Genomic DNA, 15,922 nt, shown 5'->3' with positions numbered 1-15,922 from the left:
ACTGTAGCTTGCAGCCCTGTGGTTTAGCTTCGAGCGCCCGCGACGTCCGGCGCGCCGGTCACCACGCAGTGCGTTCGGGTGTAGATCGTCGGCATGCACTGATTGCAGTGCGTGCACGCCGAATGCACCTGGTGCTGGGCACCATCAGCGGCGATCCGGTTGATCAGGTCCGGCTCGGCCAGCAGCGCCCTGGCCATCGCGACGAACTCGAATCCCTCCGCCATCGCCAGGTCCATCGTCTCCCGGTTGGTGATCCCGCCGAGCAGGATCAGCGGCATCTTCAACTCGTTGCGGAACAGCTTGGCGTCGCGCAACAGATAGGCCTCGCGGTAGGGGTACTCACGCAAGAACTTCTTGCCCGTCATGCGCATGCCCCAGCTCAGCGGTGGCTTGAACGCCCCGGCGAACTCCTTGAGCGGCGCGTTGCCGCGGAACAGGTACATCGGGTTGACCAGCGAGCTGCCCGCGGTGAGTTCGATCGCGTCCAGCCCGCCGTCCTCCTCCAGCCACTTGGCGGTGGTCAGCGATTCCTCCGTGCTGATCCCGCCGCGTACCCCGTCGGCCATGTTCAGCTTGGCGGTCACCGCGATGGGGGTGCCCTCTTTTTCCACCGCGCGCCGGACGGCCATCACCATGCCGCGGGCCACCTTCGCCCGATTCTGCAGCGATCCACCGAACTCGTCGTCGCGGCGGTTGATCAGCGGGGACAGGAACGAACTCGCCAAGTAGTTGTGGCCCAAATGGATTTCGACGGCGTCGAAGCCGGCCTCGATGGCCAGCCGGGCGGCGTTGGCGTGCCCGGCGATCACATCGTCGATGTCGTCACGGGTCGCCTTCTTGGCGAACCGCATCCCGATCGGGTTGAAGAACCGGACCGGCGCCAGCGCCTTCGCCTTGTTGGACTTGGCGTTGGCCACCGGGCCGGCGTGGCCGATCTGCGCGCTGACCGCGGCGCCCTCGGCGTGGATCGCGTCGGTGAGCCGGCGGAAGCCGGGCACGGCCTCGGGTCGCATCCAGATCCCGTTGCCCTCGGTGCGGCCGCCGGGGGAGACCGCGCAGTAGGCGACGGTCGTCATGCCCACCCCACCGGCGGCCGGCAGGCGGTGGTATTCGATGAGGTCGTCGGTCACCAGCGCATCGGGCGTGCGCGCCTCGAAGGTGGCGGACTTGATGGTGCGGTTGCGCAGCGTTATCGGACCGAGCTTCGCGGGGCTGAACACGTCCGGAGGGATAGACATACCGGGAGCCTAATGGCGATCGCAAGCGCGGCGAAGCCGGGCGCGGCGGGTCGCCATCATCGGGCACTGTGGCGATCGCAAGCGCGGCGAAGCCGGGCGCGGCGGGTCGCCATCGTCGATGTCTGCCAGACTGTCAGCGTGGGAGCAATCACGCTGGACGGCAAGGCCACCCGCGACGAGATCTTCGTCGACCTCGAACAGCGGGTGGCCGCGTTGACCGCCGCGGGCCGCACCCCGGGACTGGGCACCATCCTGGTGGGCGATGACCCCGGCTCGCAGGCATACGTGCGCGGCAAGCACGCGGACTGCGCCAAGGTCGGCATCACCTCGATCCGCCGCGACCTGCCCGCCGACATCAGCACCGCCACGCTCAACGAGACCATCGACGAGCTCAACGCCAACCCCGAGTGCACCGGCTACATCGTGCAGTTGCCGCTGCCAAAGCAGTTGGACGAGAACGCGGCGCTGGAGCGGGTGGACCCGGACAAGGACGCCGACGGGCTGCACCCGACCAACCTGGGCCGGCTGGTGCTGATGGACCCGGCCCCGCTGCCGTGCACGCCGCGCGGCATCGTGCATCTGCTGCGGCGCTACGACGTCGAGATCGCCGGGGCGCACGTGGTCGTCATCGGCCGCGGCGTCACCGTCGGCCGCCCGTTGGGGCTGCTGCTGACCCGCCGCTCCGAGAACGCCACGGTGACGTTGTGCCACACCGGAACTCGCGACCTGCCGGCGCTGACCAGACAGGCCGACATCATCGTCGCCGGGGTGGGGGTGCCGCATCTGCTGACCGCCGACATGGTGCGCCCCGGTGCCGCAATCATCGACGTCGGCGTCAGCCGGGTGGACGGCAAGCTCACCGGCGACGTGCACCCCGACGTGTGGGAGGTGGCCGGCCACGTGTCGCCGAACCCCGGCGGCGTGGGACCGCTGACCCGCGCGTTCCTGCTGACCAACGTCGTCGAGCTGGCCGAGCGGCAATGACCGCGCGCACCGTGCTGCGGGCCCAGTGGCCAATTCTGTTGGTGGGACTGATCTTTGCGGCGGCGTTGGCCTTGGTCGGGGCCAACTTCTGGCGGCGCGGTTCGTTGTTGATCGGTATCGGTGTTGGTGTGGCGGCGCTGCTGCGGCTGGTGTTGTCCGAGGACCGGGCCGGGCTTCTGGTGGTGCGCGGCAAGGGAATCGACTTCGTGACCACCGCGACGGTCGGGGCGGCGATGTTCTATATCGCGTGGACGATCGACCCGCTGGGCACTCGCTAGTACCTCGGCAGCGCCGGAATCTGCCCCGGCATGCCCGGGACCTGGCCGGCCATCCCCGGGATTTGGCCCGCCATCCCGGGGATCTGTCCGGGCATGCCCGGAACCTGACCCCCCATGCCCGGGATCTGTCCCGCCATGCCCGGGGGCATGGCGCCGGACAGGTTGCCGTTGGCGATGTTCGCCATCTCCTCGGGGCAGTACGTCTGGATCGCGATCGTGGTGAACATGCGCGCCATCGTGGGTGACATACCCCGGCCGGCGACGCTGGATGCGACGGCGGCGAAGTTGCCGCCCGGCTGCGCCAGCATCGGGCACACCGACTCGCCGACGGACATCGCGTTGCCGGGCTCGCCGAAATCGATGCCGGCGTGGTTGAGCGCATCGATGAAGTCGTCGCCGTTCCCGTTCGCTTCGGCCGGCGCCGCGAACGCCGAGGCGACGGTCAGCAGGCCGGCGGCGGTGGCCAGCAGGCGAATGGTGAAGGGCTGATGGCGGAAAACCCAGATCCATTGATGAGTTCGTGCAAATGCCTTCACGCCAGCCTCCCCGCCCGCCATGGAGTGCGTCTGAGGCACTCGAATCACGCCTACGAACTCTGCGCCATAACTGTCACGTTTGCGACACGGTGGGGTAAAGGTTCGCACAATAAGCGTTTCGTGAGGTCACGGTCCGCGCGGCGTCGGTTATTACGCGGCCCCATTGCGCAAGGCCGGGCGGCGGATCGACGCCACACTGTGATGTAACACGGGCGACAGCAACGGAATTCTGGGCGCGGAATGAACCAGAATCTGCGCGCATGACGACTAATCGCAGCCGTCCGCCCAGCCATGTGATCTCTCGTCAGGCGTTTCTTCGCGGCGCCGTCACGTTGGCGACGGGAGCGGTGTTCGGCACCGGCTCGGCGGCCGCGGACCCCGCCGCGGGGTGGAGTGGTCTGGCCTCGTCGATCGGCGGCAACGTGCTGTTGCCCGCCAACGGCGCCCAGTTCTCCACCGGCAAACAGGTTTTCAACTCGTTCTACAACAACTCCAATCCCGCTGCGGTGGTGCGGATTTCGTCACAGGACGATGTGCAGAAGGCGGTCGGCTTCGCGAAGGCCAACAACCTCAAGATCGCCCCGCGTGGCGGCGGGCATTCGTATGTCGGCGCGTCCGGCGCCAACGGCACCATGGTCCTGGACCTACGCGGCCTTCCCGGCGGCGCGAACTTCGACGGCAACAACGTCACGGTCACCCCGGCGACGAATCTGTATGCGGTACACCAGGCCCTGGCCGGCGCGGGTCGCGCCGTCCCCACCGGCACCTGTCCCACCGTCGGCATGGCGGGGCTGGCGCTGGGCGGCGGCGTGGGGGCCGACGCCCGGCGCGCCGGGCTCACCTGCGATGCGTTGCAGTCCGCGACCGTGGTGCTGCCCAGCGGCGACGTGGTCACCGCGTCGGCCAACGACAACCCGGATCTGTTCTGGGCGTTGCGCGGTGGCGGCGGCGGCAATTTCGGGGTGACGACCTCGATGACGTTCGCGACCTACGCCACCGCCGACAGCGACCTGGTGCGGCTGGACTTTCCGCCGTCGTCGGCGGTGCAGGTCCTCACCGGCTGGCAATCCTGGCTGGCGGGCGCGGACCGGAACACGTGGGGGATGGTCGACCTGTCGGTCGGTTCGGCGCAGGCGAATTGCCATGTGCTGGCGACAGCTCCGTCCGGCACCGGCTCCGCTGTGGTGGACGCCCTCAAGTCGGCGGTGGGGTTGTCGCCCACCGCGGTGACCAACAAGACGCTCAGCCACATGGACCTGGTCACCTATCTGGCCGGGGGCAGCGGGACCAGCCCGGCGCGCGGCTTCGTGGCCGGGTCCGATGTGATCGGCCCGATGACTTCGGCTGCGGCCCATGCCATTGCGACCGCGGCCGGGCAGTGGCCGGCCTCCGGGGCGGGACAGGCTTCGGTGCTGATCGATCCGCTCGGTGGCGCGGTGGCCGACGTGGCCCCGGGCGACACCGCGTTCCCGTGGCGCAATCAGTCCGCGGTGGTGCAGTGGTATGTCGAGCCCGCCGGCAACCAGGTCGGCGCCGCGACCAGCTGGGTGGGCGGCGCACACCAGGCGGTGCAACAGTTCTCGGTCGGCGGCTACGTCAACTACCTGGAGCCCAACCCCACGCCGGCCCGCTATTACGGGTCGAACCTGCCGCGGTTGACCACCGTCCGGCAGAAGTACGACCCCAACCGGATAATGTTCTCGGGGTTGGATTTCTAGCGACGCTGCGGGGCTACTGCGTGGTCCAAAATGGCCCCCCGCCAGGGGGCACCAGACCGGGGTCGCCGACGCAGTAGGCCTTGTCCGCAGCCGCCCCTGCCTGCCCTACCTTGGCCACCACAGCGGCGACGGCGGCCTCACGGCTGGCGCCCCAGGCCCCGAGCAAGCTGGGGCCATCATCGGAGAGGGCCACACAGCCGCCCTCGCCTTCGGCAAGGATCCGGCAGTCGGTTGCGCCGTGCTTCCGCGCGCACTGGTTTACCGCATACTCCTCGACGCGGCTCAGGTCGGCGAGACCCCCGCCGACCGTGGTTTCGAAGGTATGGGCGGAGTCCGACCCCGCCATCACGATGTAGCCGCCATCGGCATTCGCCGGTGCAGCCAGTCCGAGGGCGCAGACGGCGGGTACCACCGCGGACGCTAAAAGCTTGAACATGACGCCACCTCTACCTGCGGCAAGTCTAATCGCGGCGAGGGCACTGCGCAGCTTTTGAATCCGCCGGGCAGGCTTGGCTCCTGATCGTCCGAATCGGCACCGTACCCGTCGATGTCCCACCAACCGATTATCTGCGAAATCGTTTGTGCGAGTGTGCATCTATGGCGGCCTTGCGCCGCTTTTTGTCGGTGGGTGCGGCTAGTTTGGCGGTGTGAGCCCGAGCAGTCAGCAGGATGTCGACGTGGTGTTCGACGCGCTCGACGCCGCCTGGGATCGAGCCTGCGCGCTGAACTTCGACGCGCTCAACCCCCATCAGCAACTGAGGGTGTTGGAGCGCTGTGAGAAGCTGCGCCGGCGCATCCCGGCCCTCGAACATCCGCTGATCAATTCCCTTGCCCGCCAAGCTCCTTCGCTGGAGCTCGGCGGCACAGTGTCCCACGCGATCTGCGAGGCAACGCTGATCAGCAGCGCCGAAGCGTCCCGGCGCATCAAAGAGGCACGTGACCTGGGCCCGCGCCACGGCCTGACCGGCGAACCGATCCCACCCGCCCTGGCCGCCACCGCGGCCGGCCAACGCGACGGCACGCTGGGGGCCGGCCAGGTGGCGGTGATCCGTAAGTTCTACCACCAGCTGCCCGGTTGGGTAGACCTCGCCACCCGCGAGCAGGCCGAAGCCCAACTTGCTGAATTCGGAACCCAGTTTCGCCCCGAACAACTCGCCGATCTGGCGCGGGGAATGGCTAATGTGCTCAACCCCGATGGCACCTTCACCGATGAAGACCGCGCCCGTCAGCGCGGCCTGACGCTGGGTAATCAACAAGCCGACGGCATGTCGGCGCTGCGCGGCTGGCTGACGCCTGAAGCACGTGCCACGCTGGAAGCCGTCTTGGCCAAACTCGCCGCCCCCGGCATGTGCAACCCCCTAGACGACACCCCGTGCGTGGACGGCGCACCCACCCAGGAAGCCATCGAGCACGACCCGAGGTCGGCCGGCCAGCGCAACCATGACGGACTGCTCGCCGCCCTGCGCGCCGTGTTGGCCTCCGGAGACCTGGGTCAGCACAACGGCTTACCAGCCTCCATCGTCGTCACCACGACGCTGCAGGACCTTGAAGCGGCCGCTGGGCGCGGGTTGACCGGTGGCGGCACCATCCTGCCGATGAGCGACGTGATCCGCCTCGCCCGCCACGCGCATCACTATCTGGCCATCTTCGACAAGGGCAAGGCGCAGGCGCTCTATCACACCAAGCGCCTGGCTTCAGCCGGGCAGCGAATCGTGTTGTAAGCCAAGGACCGCGGTTGTAGCAGCCCCGGCTGTACCGTGCCGGGCTACTACTGCGAAGTCCATCACGTCACCGACTACAGCAAGTGCCACGCCACCGATGTCAACGACCTCACCTTCGCCTGCGGCCCGCATCACCGCCTGCTGCGACCCCGCGGCTGGACCACCCTAAAGAACGCGCGCGGAGACACCGAATGGAAGCCGCCGTCGCACCTCGAACGCAACCAACCCCGCACCAACACCTTTCACCATCCGGAGAAGCTGCTGGGTGAGGACGACGATGACGGGTGGTAGCTACCCGGCGAGCGTCGCCCGTGTGCACATGGTGACGTAGGGCAGCGCCAGGCCCGACGAATTCGCCAGCGCGGGATGGGTGGCCAGCAGTTGGCGCACCTGGTCGAGCGTCTGGGTGCGGACCTCGGTCGGCGAAGTGATGCAGTAGCTGCGCGATGCGACCAGGTCGATCAACGCTTGCGGGGTAAGGTAACTCGTCCACTCGACCCGATGATGCGCCAGGTCGGTGAACGGCTCGGGCAGCGTCACTTGGGTGCGGCCGTCGCCGTCGCTGCCGATGATCTGGCCCAGTTCGCGCACCCAGCCGAGCCGCTCGTCGCGGGTGTTCCACACCAAGCCCAGCCGGCCGCCGGGCCGCAGCACCCGGGCCACCTCCGGAATCGCGCGGTCCGGATCCACCCAATGCCAGGCCTGTGCCACCAGCACCACGTCAACGCTGTTGTCCTCCAACGGAATCTCTTCCGCGGTGCCCAGCAGCGCCCGGGTCTCCGGCAGCGACGTGCGCAACACCTCCAGCATGTCCTGAATCGGGTCGACGGCCACCACGTCCAGGCCGCGTTCCACCAGCCGGGTGGTCAGCTTGCCGGTGCCGGCGCCCAGGTCGAGCACCTGGCGCGCCCCGACCGGCAACAGCCAGTCGATGGCCTCCGGGGGATAGGAGGGACGGCCACGTTCATAAGCCGCGGCCGCCGAGCCGAACGAGAGGGAGCGGTCGTGCCGCGAGCGGGTCATGCGTTACGACGCGCCTTCCCTGTCGTCGGAGTCGGCCAACACCAGTGTCTTACGGATCATTTCGCCGACGGCATCGGATTCCACCAGAAAGCCGTCGTGCCCGCACAGCGAGTCCACGATCTGTAGGTCGGTGCAGCCGGGCAGCTGCTCGGCCAGCTCCTGCTGCAGGCGCAGCGGATAGAGCCGGTCGGAGGTTATGCCGCCGACCACCACCGGAACCGGGCAGTTACGCAAGGCTTTACGCACCCCGCCGCGCCCCCGGCCGACGTCGTGACTGTTCAGTGCCTCGGTCAGGGCCACGTAGCTGCCGGGGTCGAAACGCTCCAGCAGCTTGTTGCCCTGGTATTCGAGATAGCTCTGCACCGCGTAGCGGCCGCCGTTGGCCGGATCCTCGTCGTTCTGCCCGTCGTTGCCGAACCGGGTGTCCAGTTCGGCCTCACCGCGATAGGTGAGGTGCGCGAAGCGGCGGGCGATCGTCAGACCGGTGTCGGGCGCCAGCCCGGTGTCGTGGTAGTCACCGCCCTGCCAGTTCGGGTCGGCCTTGATCGCGGCGATCTGTGTGGACTGGGTGCCGATCTGATCGGCGGTGGCGCGCGCGCCGACAGCCAGCAGCAGCCCGGCCCGGACCCGATCGGGGTGGCCGACGATCCACTCCAAAGCCCTTGCACCACCCATGGATCCACCGACCACCGCGGCGACCCGTTCGATCCCCAGCGCGGCCAGCGCGGCGACGTCGGCCTCGACCTGGTCGCGGATAGTGATGCGGGGGAACCTCGAGCCCCAAGGCTTTCCGTCCCGGGTCCGCGAGCTGGGCCCGGTGGAGCCGCGGCAACCACCCAGCACGTTGGTGGCCAGCGCACACCAGCGGTTGGTATCGATCGGCGCGCCCGGCCCGACCATCCCGTCCCACCAGCCGCCGGTGGGGTGTCCGGGGCCGGCGGGCCCGGTGATGTGCGAGTCACCGGTCAGCGCGTGCAGCACCACCACCACGTTGTCGCGCGTCGGCGACAACTCGCCCCAGCGCTGGATGGCGATGTGCACGTCGTCGATGACCACGCCGCTCTCGGTGGTCAGCGAGCCGATGTGGACGAAGCCGATTTCGCCTTCGTCGGGCAGCGTCTGGGTCGGGACGTCGGAGATCGTCATCGCCGGGCTCCTTAGAACGCCGCCACGGCTTGCGGATCGGTGCCGGACGCCCCCGCCGTCGCACCGAATTTGCTTGCCGCCGCGAAACCGAGCTCCAGGTCGGCCAGGATGTCGTCGATGCCCTCGATGCCGACGGCCAGGCGCACCAGCCCGGGGCTGACCCCGGTGCTCAGCTGCTCCTGCGCGGACAGCTGCGCGTGTGTCGTGGACGCCGGGTGGATCACCAGCGAGCGCACGTCGCCGATGTTGGCGACGTGGCTGTGCAGCTTCAGCGCGTTCACGAACGCCTTGCCGGCCTCCACGCCGCCGGCCAGCTCGAAGGCCAGCACCGCGCCGGTCCCCTTGGGCGCCAGCTTCTTTGCCCGCTCATGCCAGGGCGAGCCGGGCAGGCCCGCATAGTTGACCGACAGCACGCCGTCGTGGCCGGCCAGGTACTCGGCCACGCGCTGCGCGTTGGCGACGTGGCGCTCCATACGCAGGCTCAGCGTCTCGATGCCCTGGGCGACCAGGAACGCGTTGAACGGGGAAGCGGCCGAACCGAGGTCACGCAGCAGCTGCACGCGCGCCTTGAGCGCGTAGGCCGGCGGACCGAGCTCGGCGAACACCACGCCGTGGTAGCTCGGGTCGGGGGTGGTGAAGCCCGGGAAGCGGCCCTGCGTCCAGTCGAAGGTGCCGCCGTCGACGATGACCCCGGCGATCGCCGAGCCGTGGCCGCCGAGGTACTTGGTGGCCGAGTGCACGACGATGTCGGCGCCGTGCTTGAACGGCTGGATCAGATACGGCGTGGCGATGGTGTTGTCGACGATCAGCGGGATGCCGTTGGCGTGGGCTACCCCGGCGACCCCGGGGATGTCCAGCACATCGATCTGCGGGTTGGAGATGGTCTCGCCGAAGAAGGCCTTGGTGTTCGGGCGCACCGCCGATTGCCACGAATCCAGGTCGTCGGGGTCCTCCACGAAGCTGACCTCGATGCCGAGCTTGGCCAGCGAGTAGTGGAACAGGTTGTACGTCCCGCCGTAGAGCCGCGGGCTGGAGACGATGTGATCTCCGGCACTTGCCAGGTTCAATATGGCGAAGGTCTCAGCGGCCTGTCCGGAGCTCAGGAACAGCGCCGCCACCCCGCCCTCGAGCGCGGCGACGCGCTGCTCGACGACGTCGGTGGTCGGGTTGCCGATCCGGGTGTAGATGTTGCCCGGCACTTCCAGCCCGAACAGGGCGGCGGCGTGCGTGGTGTCGTCGAAGGTGTACGAGGTGGTCTGGTAGATCGGCAGGGCGCGGGCGTTGGTGGCGGGGTCCGGGTGCTGGCCCGCGTGCACCTGCTTGGTGTCGAACGACCAATTCGCGGTCGGATCGGTGTCGTGATCGGCGTTGTCGGAGGTCACGGGTTTGCTTTCTGCTGGTAGGGGACTGCTAGCGGACGGGCGGGACGCCGCAAGGCGGCATCAACCGGCGCCGCGGGTTAGCAGCGACACACGATGAGGAGCGAATGAGCGGAGCGAGCGCACATCACGTTTCCCTGTCTACTCAGGGGCCCGTCATGGCGGACCCGCGCTTGCCGGATAGCCGGTTTGTCTGGCTACTCAACCTGGTCATCACCCGGGGCACCCCACCGCGGTTGGAGGGTTGCCGGCCAGCAAGCCGGGGCTTGATGCTGGCGCTCATGACCAAATACAAAGACTAGCTTACTGTGCCGAGTCGGTGCCAACCATCGCGGTGCATGTGCAGGTCGACACCTGTCCAAACACCCTTGCTAACGTGGCAGTCAGAACGCTGAGCCCCCAAATTTTCAACCCATCATTGTCGCCGGGAGAGGGACCGTGAGCGCCGAACAGCCGACCGTCATCTACACACTGACCGACGAAGCGCCGCTGCTGGCGACGTACGCGTTCCTGCCGATCGTGCGCGCTTTCGCCGAACCGGCGGGCATCGAGATCAAGACCAGCGACATTTCCGTGGCGGCCCGCATCCTCGCCGAGTTCCCCGAGCACCTCACCGAAGAGCAGCGGGTGCCCGACAACCTGGCGGAGCTGGGGCGGCTGACGAAGCTGGCCGACACCAACATCATCAAGCTGCCCAACATCAGCGCGTCGGTGCCCCAGCTGATCGCGGCGATCAAGGAATTGCAGGGCAAGGGATTCAAGGTCCCGGACTTCCCGCACAGCCCGAAGACCGACGAGGACCGCGAAATCCGGGACCGCTACGCCAAGTGCCTGGGTAGCGCGGTCAATCCGGTGCTGCGGCAAGGCAACTCGGACCGGCGTGCGCCCAAGGCCGTCAAAGAGTATGCGCGCAAGCACCCGCACAGCATGGGCGAGTGGTCGCAGGCGTCGCGCACCCACGTCGCGACCATGCGGCACGGCGACTTCTACCACGGCGAGAAGTCGATGACGCTGGATCGCGCGTGCAACGTGAAGATGGAGCTGGAGACCAAGAGCGGCAAGACGATTGTGCTCAAGCCCATGGTGTCGCTGCGCAAGGGTGACGTCATCGATTCCATGTTCATGAGCAAGAAGGCCCTCATCGAGTTCTACGAGGAACAGATGCAGGACGCCTACGAGACCGGCGTGATGTTTTCGCTGCACGTCAAGGCGACGATGATGAAGGTGTCGCATCCCATCGTCTTCGGCCACGCCGTGAAGATCTTCTACAAGGACGCGTTCGCCAAGCACGGCGCGCTGTTCGACGAACTCGGCGTCGACGTCAACAACGGATTGTCCGATCTGTACGACAAGATCGAGGTGTTGCCCGCGTCGCAGCGCGACGAGATCATCCGCGACCTGCACGCGTGCCACGAGCACCGGCCGGAGCTGGCGATGGTCGATTCGGCGAAGGGCATCACCAACTTCCACTCGCCCAGCGACGTGATCGTGGACGCGTCCATGCCGGCGATGATCCGCGCGGGCGGCAAGATGTGGGGCGCCGACGGGCGGCAGAAGGACACCAAGGCCGTCAACCCCGAGTCCACCTTCTCCCGGATCTACCAGGAGATCATCAACTTCTGTAAGACCCACGGGCAGTTCGATCCGACCACGATGGGCACCGTTCCCAACGTCGGGTTGATGGCGCAGCAGGCCGAGGAGTACGGCTCGCACGACAAGACGTTCGAGATCCCCGAGGACGGCGTCGCCAACATCGTCGACCTCGACACCGGCGAAGTGCTGCTGACCCAGAACGTCGAAGAGGGCGACATCTGGCGGATGCCGATCGTGCGCGACGAGCCGATCCGCGACTGGGTCAAGCTGGCCGTCACCCGGGCCCGGAATTCGGGTATGCCGGTGGTGTTTTGGCTGGACCAGGAGCGCCCGCACGAGAACGAGCTGCGCAAGAAGGTCAACACCTACCTGGCCGAGCACGACACCGAGGGCCTCGACATACAGACCATGTCGCAGGAACGGGCCATGCGGCACACGATCGAGCGCGCCATGCGCGGCCAGGACACCATCGCCGCGACCGGAAACATTCTGCGCGACTACCTCACCGACCTGTTCCCGATCCTGGAGCTGGGCACCAGCGCCAAGATGCTGTCCATCGTGCCGTTGATGGCCGGCGGCGGGATGTACGAAACGGGCGCGGGCGGTTCCGCGCCCAAGCACGTCCACCAGCTGCTCGAGGAGAACCACCTGCGCTGGGATTCCCTGGGTGAATTCCTCGCTCTGGGAGCGTGTTTCGAAGACATCGGCATGAAGACCGACAACGAGCGCGCGAAGGTCCTGGGCAAGACGCTGGACGCCGCGATCGGCAAGCTGCTGGAGAACAACAAGAGCCCGTCGCGCAAGACCGGTGAACTCGACAACCGGGGCAGCCAGTTCTACCTGGCGCTGTACTGGGCGCAGGAACTCGCGCAATCCGACGACGACGAGTTGCGCAAGCACTTCGCCGCGCTGGCCGACTCGCTGGCCGAACACGAGGAAGCCATCGTGTCCGAACTGGCCGCGGCGCAAGGCGAGACGGTCGACATCGGCGGCTACTACCAGCCGGACACCGAGAAGACCACGGCGATCATGCGGCCCAGCAAGACGTTCAATGAGGCGCTAGCGGCTTCGACAGGCTAGCGCCGCAAGCAGGAAGCCCGGACTCGACATGGCAGGCGAAGACAAGATCAAGGTCAAGGGCCGCGTCGTAGAACTCGACGGTGACGAAATGACCCGCGTCATCTGGAAGTTCATCAAGGACATGCTGATCCTGCCCCACCTCGACATCGACCTGGATTACTACGACCTGGGCATCGAGAACCGCGACAGCACCGGCGACCAGGTGACCATCGACGCCGCCTACGCCATCAAGAGGCACGGCGTGGGCGTCAAGTGCGCGACCATCACCCCGGACGAGGCCCGCGTCCAGGAGTTCAACCTCAAGAAGATGTGGCTGTCGCCGAACGGCACCATCCGGAACATTCTGGGCGGCACCATCTTCCGCGAGCCCATCGTCATCTCGAACGTGCCGCGGCTGGTACCGGGCTGGACCAAGCCGATCGTCATCGGCCGTCACGCTTTCGGCGATCAGTACCGGTCGACCAACTTCAAGGTCGACAAACCCGGAACCGTCGCAATCACTTTCACCCCCGCCGACGGCAGCGAGCCGATGGTGCACGAGATGGTGTCCATCCCCGAGGACGGCGGCGTCGTGATGGGGATGTACAACTTCAAGGACTCCATCCGGGACTTCGCCCGCGCCTCGCTGAAGTACGGGCTGAACGCCAAGTGGCCGGTGTACCTGTCCACCAAGAACACCATCCTCAAGGCCTACGACGGCATGTTCAAGGACGAGTTCCAGCGCGTCTACGACGAGGAGTTCAAGGACCAGTTCGAGGCCGAGGGGTTGACCTACGAGCACCGGTTGATCGACGACATGGTCGCGGCCTGCCTGAAGTGGGAGGGCGGCTACGTGTGGGCCTGCAAGAACTACGACGGCGACGTCCAATCGGACCTCGTCGCGCAGGGCTACGGCTCACTGGGGCTGATGACGTCGGTGCTGATGACCGCCGACGGCAAGACGGTCGAGGCCGAGGCCGCCCATGGCACCGTCACCCGGCACTTCCGCCAGTATCAGGCCGGCAAGCCGACCTCGACCAACCCCATCGCCTCGATCTTCGCCTGGACGCGCGGGCTGGCGCACCGCGGCAAGCTGGACGACACCCCCGAGGTGATCGAGTTCGCGCAGACGCTGGAGAACGTGGTGGTCTCCACCGTCGAGAGCGGCAAGATGACCAAGGACCTGGCCATCCTGATCGGCCCGGACCAGGAATGGCAGCAGAGCGAGGAATTCCTCAACTCGATCGCCGAGAACCTGGAAAAACAGCTGGCTAGCTAGCCGGTGGCTGTTGGCGGTCGGCCCCGCCGGCGCACCCGTCGACGAAGTCGGCGATGGCCGCGGCGACCCGCTCGGGCGCCTCGAACATCGGCACGTGCCCGACGCCGTCGAGCTTGGTGATCTTCGTTCCCGGCGGCAGGTAGTCGGTGAAGTGCCGGCTGAACCTGCTCGCGGGCACCACCCGGTCCTTCTCGCACAGCACCAGCTGGACGGGCACCGCGGTATCGGCCAGCTGCAGCAGGCCGGGGTCCAGCAGCGACTTGACCAGCAGCTGGAAGTAGGCCGGGCAGTGGGCGGCGTCGTCGACAACACCGCGCAGCTGCTCCTCGCTGATCCCGTCGGGCGTCGCGGTCAGCGGCAGGGTGGCCAGCCGCCGGCTCAGCGGCAGCCGCAAGGTGCGCTCTCCGAAAAGCCGGGCCAGCGCCAGGACGGGCATACCCGCGATGAACTTGCTGATGACCTCGAATTTCACCGGGCTCCACCGCGTCCATCCGCCCGCGGCGCCGATGCCGGTCACGCTGCGCGCGCGCCCACGCCGCTCCAGCTCGAAGGCGACCCAGCCGCCCAGCGAGTTCCCCACCAGGTGGGCGGACTCCCAGCCGAGCTGGTCGAGCTGGCGCTCGACGTGGTCGGCCAGCACCGACGAGCTCAGCAACCAGGTGCCCGCGTAGGGGCCGCCGTTGTGCCCGGCCATGGTGGGGGCGAAGACCTCGAAGCGGCCGGTCTCGGCCAGCCGTGGCGCGACCGGATCCCACACCGTCTGCGACATGAGGAATCCGTGCAGCATCAGGACCGGCTCTCCGGAACCAAGGTGGATCGGGGAACGAGTCGTCATAACCCGACATTAAATGCGGTACCGCCGGTACCGCAACCGGCGGGGTTGCCGGGCGCCGGTCGGTGCGGTCGCGGGGACCGCGCGTGAAAAGATCGGTGCATCATGAGCACCGCTACCGGATCCAGCCGGATTTTCTCCGGCGTGCAGCCCACCTCCGATTCGCTTCACCTGGGTAACGCGCTGGGCGCCGTCACGCACTGGGTCGCGCTGCAGGACGATCACGACGCGTTCTTCTGCGTGGTCGACCTGCACGCCATCACCGTCGCCCAGGATCCCGAGGCGCTGCGCCGGCGCACCCTGATCACGGCCGCGCAGTACCTGGCGCTCGGCATCGACCCGGCCCGCAGCACCGTGTTCGTGCAGAGCCACGTGCCCGCGCACGCGCAGCTGGCCTGGGTGCTGGGCTGCTTCACCGGTTTCGGGCAGGCCTCGCGGATGACGCAATTCAAGGACAAGTCGCTGCGCCAGGGCACCGACTCCACCACCGTCGGGTTGTTCACCTACCCGGTGCTGCAGGCGGCCGACGTGCTGGCCTATGACACCGATCTGGTGCCGGTGGGCGAGGACCAGCGTCAGCATCTCGAGTTGGCACGCGACATCGCCGAGCGGTTCAACAGCCGCTTCCCGGAGACGTTTGTGGTGCCCGACATGCTCATCCCGAAGGCCACCGCGAAGATCTACGACTTGCAGGATCCGACATCGAAGATGAGCAAGTCGGCGGCCACCGATGCCGGGTTGATCAACCTGCTCGACGAACCGGCGGTGTCGGCCAAGAAGATTCGCTCCGCGGTCACCGACAGCGAGCGCGAGATCCGCTTCGACACCGAGGCCAAGCCGGGCGTGTCCAACCTGCTGAGCATCCAGTCCGCGGTCACCGGCGTCGGGATCGATGAGCTCGTGGAGGGCTACGCCGGAAGGGGTTACGGCGACCTGAAGAAGGACACCGCCGAGGCGGTCGTCGAATTCGTCGCCCCGATCAAGGCCCGGGTCGACGAACTGACCGCCGATGTCGCCGAATTGGAGGCCGTGCTCGCGGCCGGCGCGGAAAAGGCCAACGATGTGGCCGGGAAAACCGTCCAGCGGGTTTACGATCGGCTTGGGTTTCTTCCACAACGGAGCTAGTACCGCTACTC

13 protein-coding genes, 1 pseudogene and 1 riboswitch are annotated in these 15,922 nt (G+C 67.5%); of the genes and pseudogenes, 7 read left to right on the top strand and 7 right to left on the bottom strand.

Features of this window, described 5'->3' with window-relative positions; genetic code table 11:
- Positions 1-23: 23 nt before the first annotated feature.
- Complete coding sequence (locus tag MTY59_RS02670) at positions 24-1,238, bottom strand: NADH:flavin oxidoreductase (protein ID WP_221044305.1); 1,215 nt, start codon at positions 1,236-1,238, stop codon at positions 24-26.
- A 138-nt stretch (positions 1,239-1,376) separates the two neighbouring features.
- Here MTY59_RS02670 and MTY59_RS02665 point away from each other — a divergent pair, with 138 nt between their 5' ends.
- Both MTY59_RS02665 and MTY59_RS02660 read left to right on the top strand, forming a co-directional pair.
- A complete protein-coding gene (locus MTY59_RS02665) occupies positions 1,377-2,222 on the top strand; it encodes a bifunctional methylenetetrahydrofolate dehydrogenase/methenyltetrahydrofolate cyclohydrolase (protein ID WP_221044304.1) in 846 nt (281 codons plus the stop codon).
- A complete protein-coding gene (locus MTY59_RS02660; RefSeq protein WP_221044302.1) occupies positions 2,219-2,500 on the top strand; it encodes a DUF3017 domain-containing protein in 282 nt (93 codons plus the stop codon). Before MTY59_RS02665 ends, MTY59_RS02660 begins: the two co-directional genes overlap by 4 nt.
- On the opposite strand, the gene MTY59_RS02655 is transcribed toward MTY59_RS02660, so the two are convergent.
- Positions 2,497-3,036, bottom strand: coding sequence for a DUF732 domain-containing protein (locus tag MTY59_RS02655; RefSeq protein ID WP_221044301.1), 540 nt, complete (start codon positions 3,034-3,036; stop codon positions 2,497-2,499). The two genes, MTY59_RS02660 and MTY59_RS02655, sit on opposite strands and share 4 nt — an antisense overlap.
- 260 nt (positions 3,037-3,296) lie before the next feature.
- Between MTY59_RS02655 and MTY59_RS02650 the strand changes: the two genes are divergently transcribed.
- Positions 3,297-4,754: an FAD-dependent oxidoreductase gene (locus MTY59_RS02650; RefSeq protein WP_221044300.1), complete on the top strand. Its 1,458-nt coding sequence runs from the start codon at positions 3,297-3,299 to the stop codon at positions 4,752-4,754.
- 13 nt (positions 4,755-4,767) lie between these two features.
- Here the strand turns inward: MTY59_RS02650 and MTY59_RS02645 are convergent, their stop codons facing one another.
- On the bottom strand, positions 4,768-5,190 hold the full coding sequence (locus MTY59_RS02645; protein WP_221044299.1) for a DUF4189 domain-containing protein: 423 nt from the start codon (positions 5,188-5,190) through the stop codon (positions 4,768-4,770).
- Positions 5,191-5,401: 211 nt separating this feature from the next.
- Here MTY59_RS02645 and MTY59_RS02640 point away from each other — a divergent pair.
- Positions 5,402-6,766: pseudogene (locus MTY59_RS02640) on the top strand (HNH endonuclease signature motif containing protein).
- On the opposite strand, the gene MTY59_RS02635 reads toward MTY59_RS02640, so the two are convergent.
- From MTY59_RS02635 to MTY59_RS02625, 3 genes are read right to left on the bottom strand one after another with little or no spacing between them, the layout of a single operon-like run.
- Positions 6,767-7,498 (bottom strand): class I SAM-dependent methyltransferase, encoded by a 732-nt coding sequence (locus MTY59_RS02635; RefSeq protein WP_221044298.1) that lies wholly within the window; start codon positions 7,496-7,498, stop codon positions 6,767-6,769.
- Positions 7,499-7,501: 3 nt separating this feature from the next.
- Positions 7,502-8,644: a homoserine O-acetyltransferase MetX gene (gene metX / locus MTY59_RS02630; protein WP_221044297.1), complete on the bottom strand. Its 1,143-nt coding sequence runs from the start codon at positions 8,642-8,644 to the stop codon at positions 7,502-7,504.
- Between the two features lie 11 nt (positions 8,645-8,655).
- Entirely contained in the window at positions 8,656-10,026 is a 1,371-nt protein-coding gene (locus MTY59_RS02625) for a bifunctional o-acetylhomoserine/o-acetylserine sulfhydrylase (RefSeq protein ID WP_221044296.1), read from the bottom strand.
- Between the two features lie 161 nt (positions 10,027-10,187).
- A riboswitch (SAM riboswitch) is annotated at positions 10,188-10,310 on the bottom strand.
- 151 nt (positions 10,311-10,461) lie between these two features.
- Here MTY59_RS02625 and MTY59_RS02620 point away from each other — a divergent pair.
- Positions 10,462-12,696, top strand: a complete 2,235-nt coding sequence (locus MTY59_RS02620; protein WP_221044295.1) for an NADP-dependent isocitrate dehydrogenase — start codon at positions 10,462-10,464, stop codon at positions 12,694-12,696.
- A gap of 28 nt (positions 12,697-12,724) precedes the next feature.
- Positions 12,725-13,954 (top strand): NADP-dependent isocitrate dehydrogenase, encoded by a 1,230-nt coding sequence (locus MTY59_RS02615; RefSeq protein ID WP_221044293.1) that lies wholly within the window; start codon positions 12,725-12,727, stop codon positions 13,952-13,954.
- Here MTY59_RS02615 and MTY59_RS02610 read toward each other — a convergent pair.
- On the bottom strand, positions 13,947-14,744 hold the full coding sequence (locus MTY59_RS02610; RefSeq protein WP_221046229.1) for an alpha/beta fold hydrolase: 798 nt from the start codon (positions 14,742-14,744) through the stop codon (positions 13,947-13,949). The two genes, MTY59_RS02615 and MTY59_RS02610, sit on opposite strands and share 8 nt — an antisense overlap.
- 147 nt (positions 14,745-14,891) lie before the next feature.
- Here MTY59_RS02610 and trpS point away from each other — a divergent pair, with 147 nt between their 5' ends.
- Positions 14,892-15,911 carry a tryptophan--tRNA ligase gene (trpS, locus tag MTY59_RS02605; protein ID WP_221044292.1) on the top strand — a complete coding sequence of 340 codons (1,020 nt, stop codon included), beginning with the start codon at positions 14,892-14,894 and terminating at the stop codon, positions 15,909-15,911.
- Positions 15,912-15,922: the final 11 nt, after the last annotated feature.

Source organism: Mycobacterium senriense, assembly GCF_019668465.1.
GTDB lineage: Bacteria > Actinomycetota > Actinomycetes > Mycobacteriales > Mycobacteriaceae > Mycobacterium > Mycobacterium senriense.
This window is presented reverse-complemented; position numbering and strand designations above follow the sequence as displayed.

Bases quoted from the DNA above. Each gene is read 5' to 3' on its own strand.
- MTY59_RS02650 (WP_221044300.1), top strand. From the start codon at position 3,297: ATGACGACTAATCGCAGCCGTCCGCCCAGCCATGTGATCTCTCGTCAG.
- MTY59_RS02615 (WP_221044293.1), top strand. From the start codon at position 12,725: ATGGCAGGCGAAGACAAGATCAAGGTCAAGGGCCGCGTCGTAGAACTC.
- metX (WP_221044297.1), bottom strand. From the start codon at position 8,644: ATGACGATCTCCGACGTCCCGACCCAGACGCTGCCCGACGAAGGCGAA.
- MTY59_RS02635 (WP_221044298.1), bottom strand. From the start codon at position 7,498: ATGACCCGCTCGCGGCACGACCGCTCCCTCTCGTTCGGCTCGGCGGCC.
- trpS (WP_221044292.1), top strand. From the start codon at position 14,892: ATGAGCACCGCTACCGGATCCAGCCGGATTTTCTCCGGCGTGCAGCCC.
- MTY59_RS02670 (WP_221044305.1), bottom strand. From the start codon at position 1,238: ATGTCTATCCCTCCGGACGTGTTCAGCCCCGCGAAGCTCGGTCCGATA.
- MTY59_RS02645 (WP_221044299.1), bottom strand. From the start codon at position 5,190: ATGTTCAAGCTTTTAGCGTCCGCGGTGGTACCCGCCGTCTGCGCCCTC.
- MTY59_RS02660 (WP_221044302.1), top strand. From the start codon at position 2,219: ATGACCGCGCGCACCGTGCTGCGGGCCCAGTGGCCAATTCTGTTGGTG.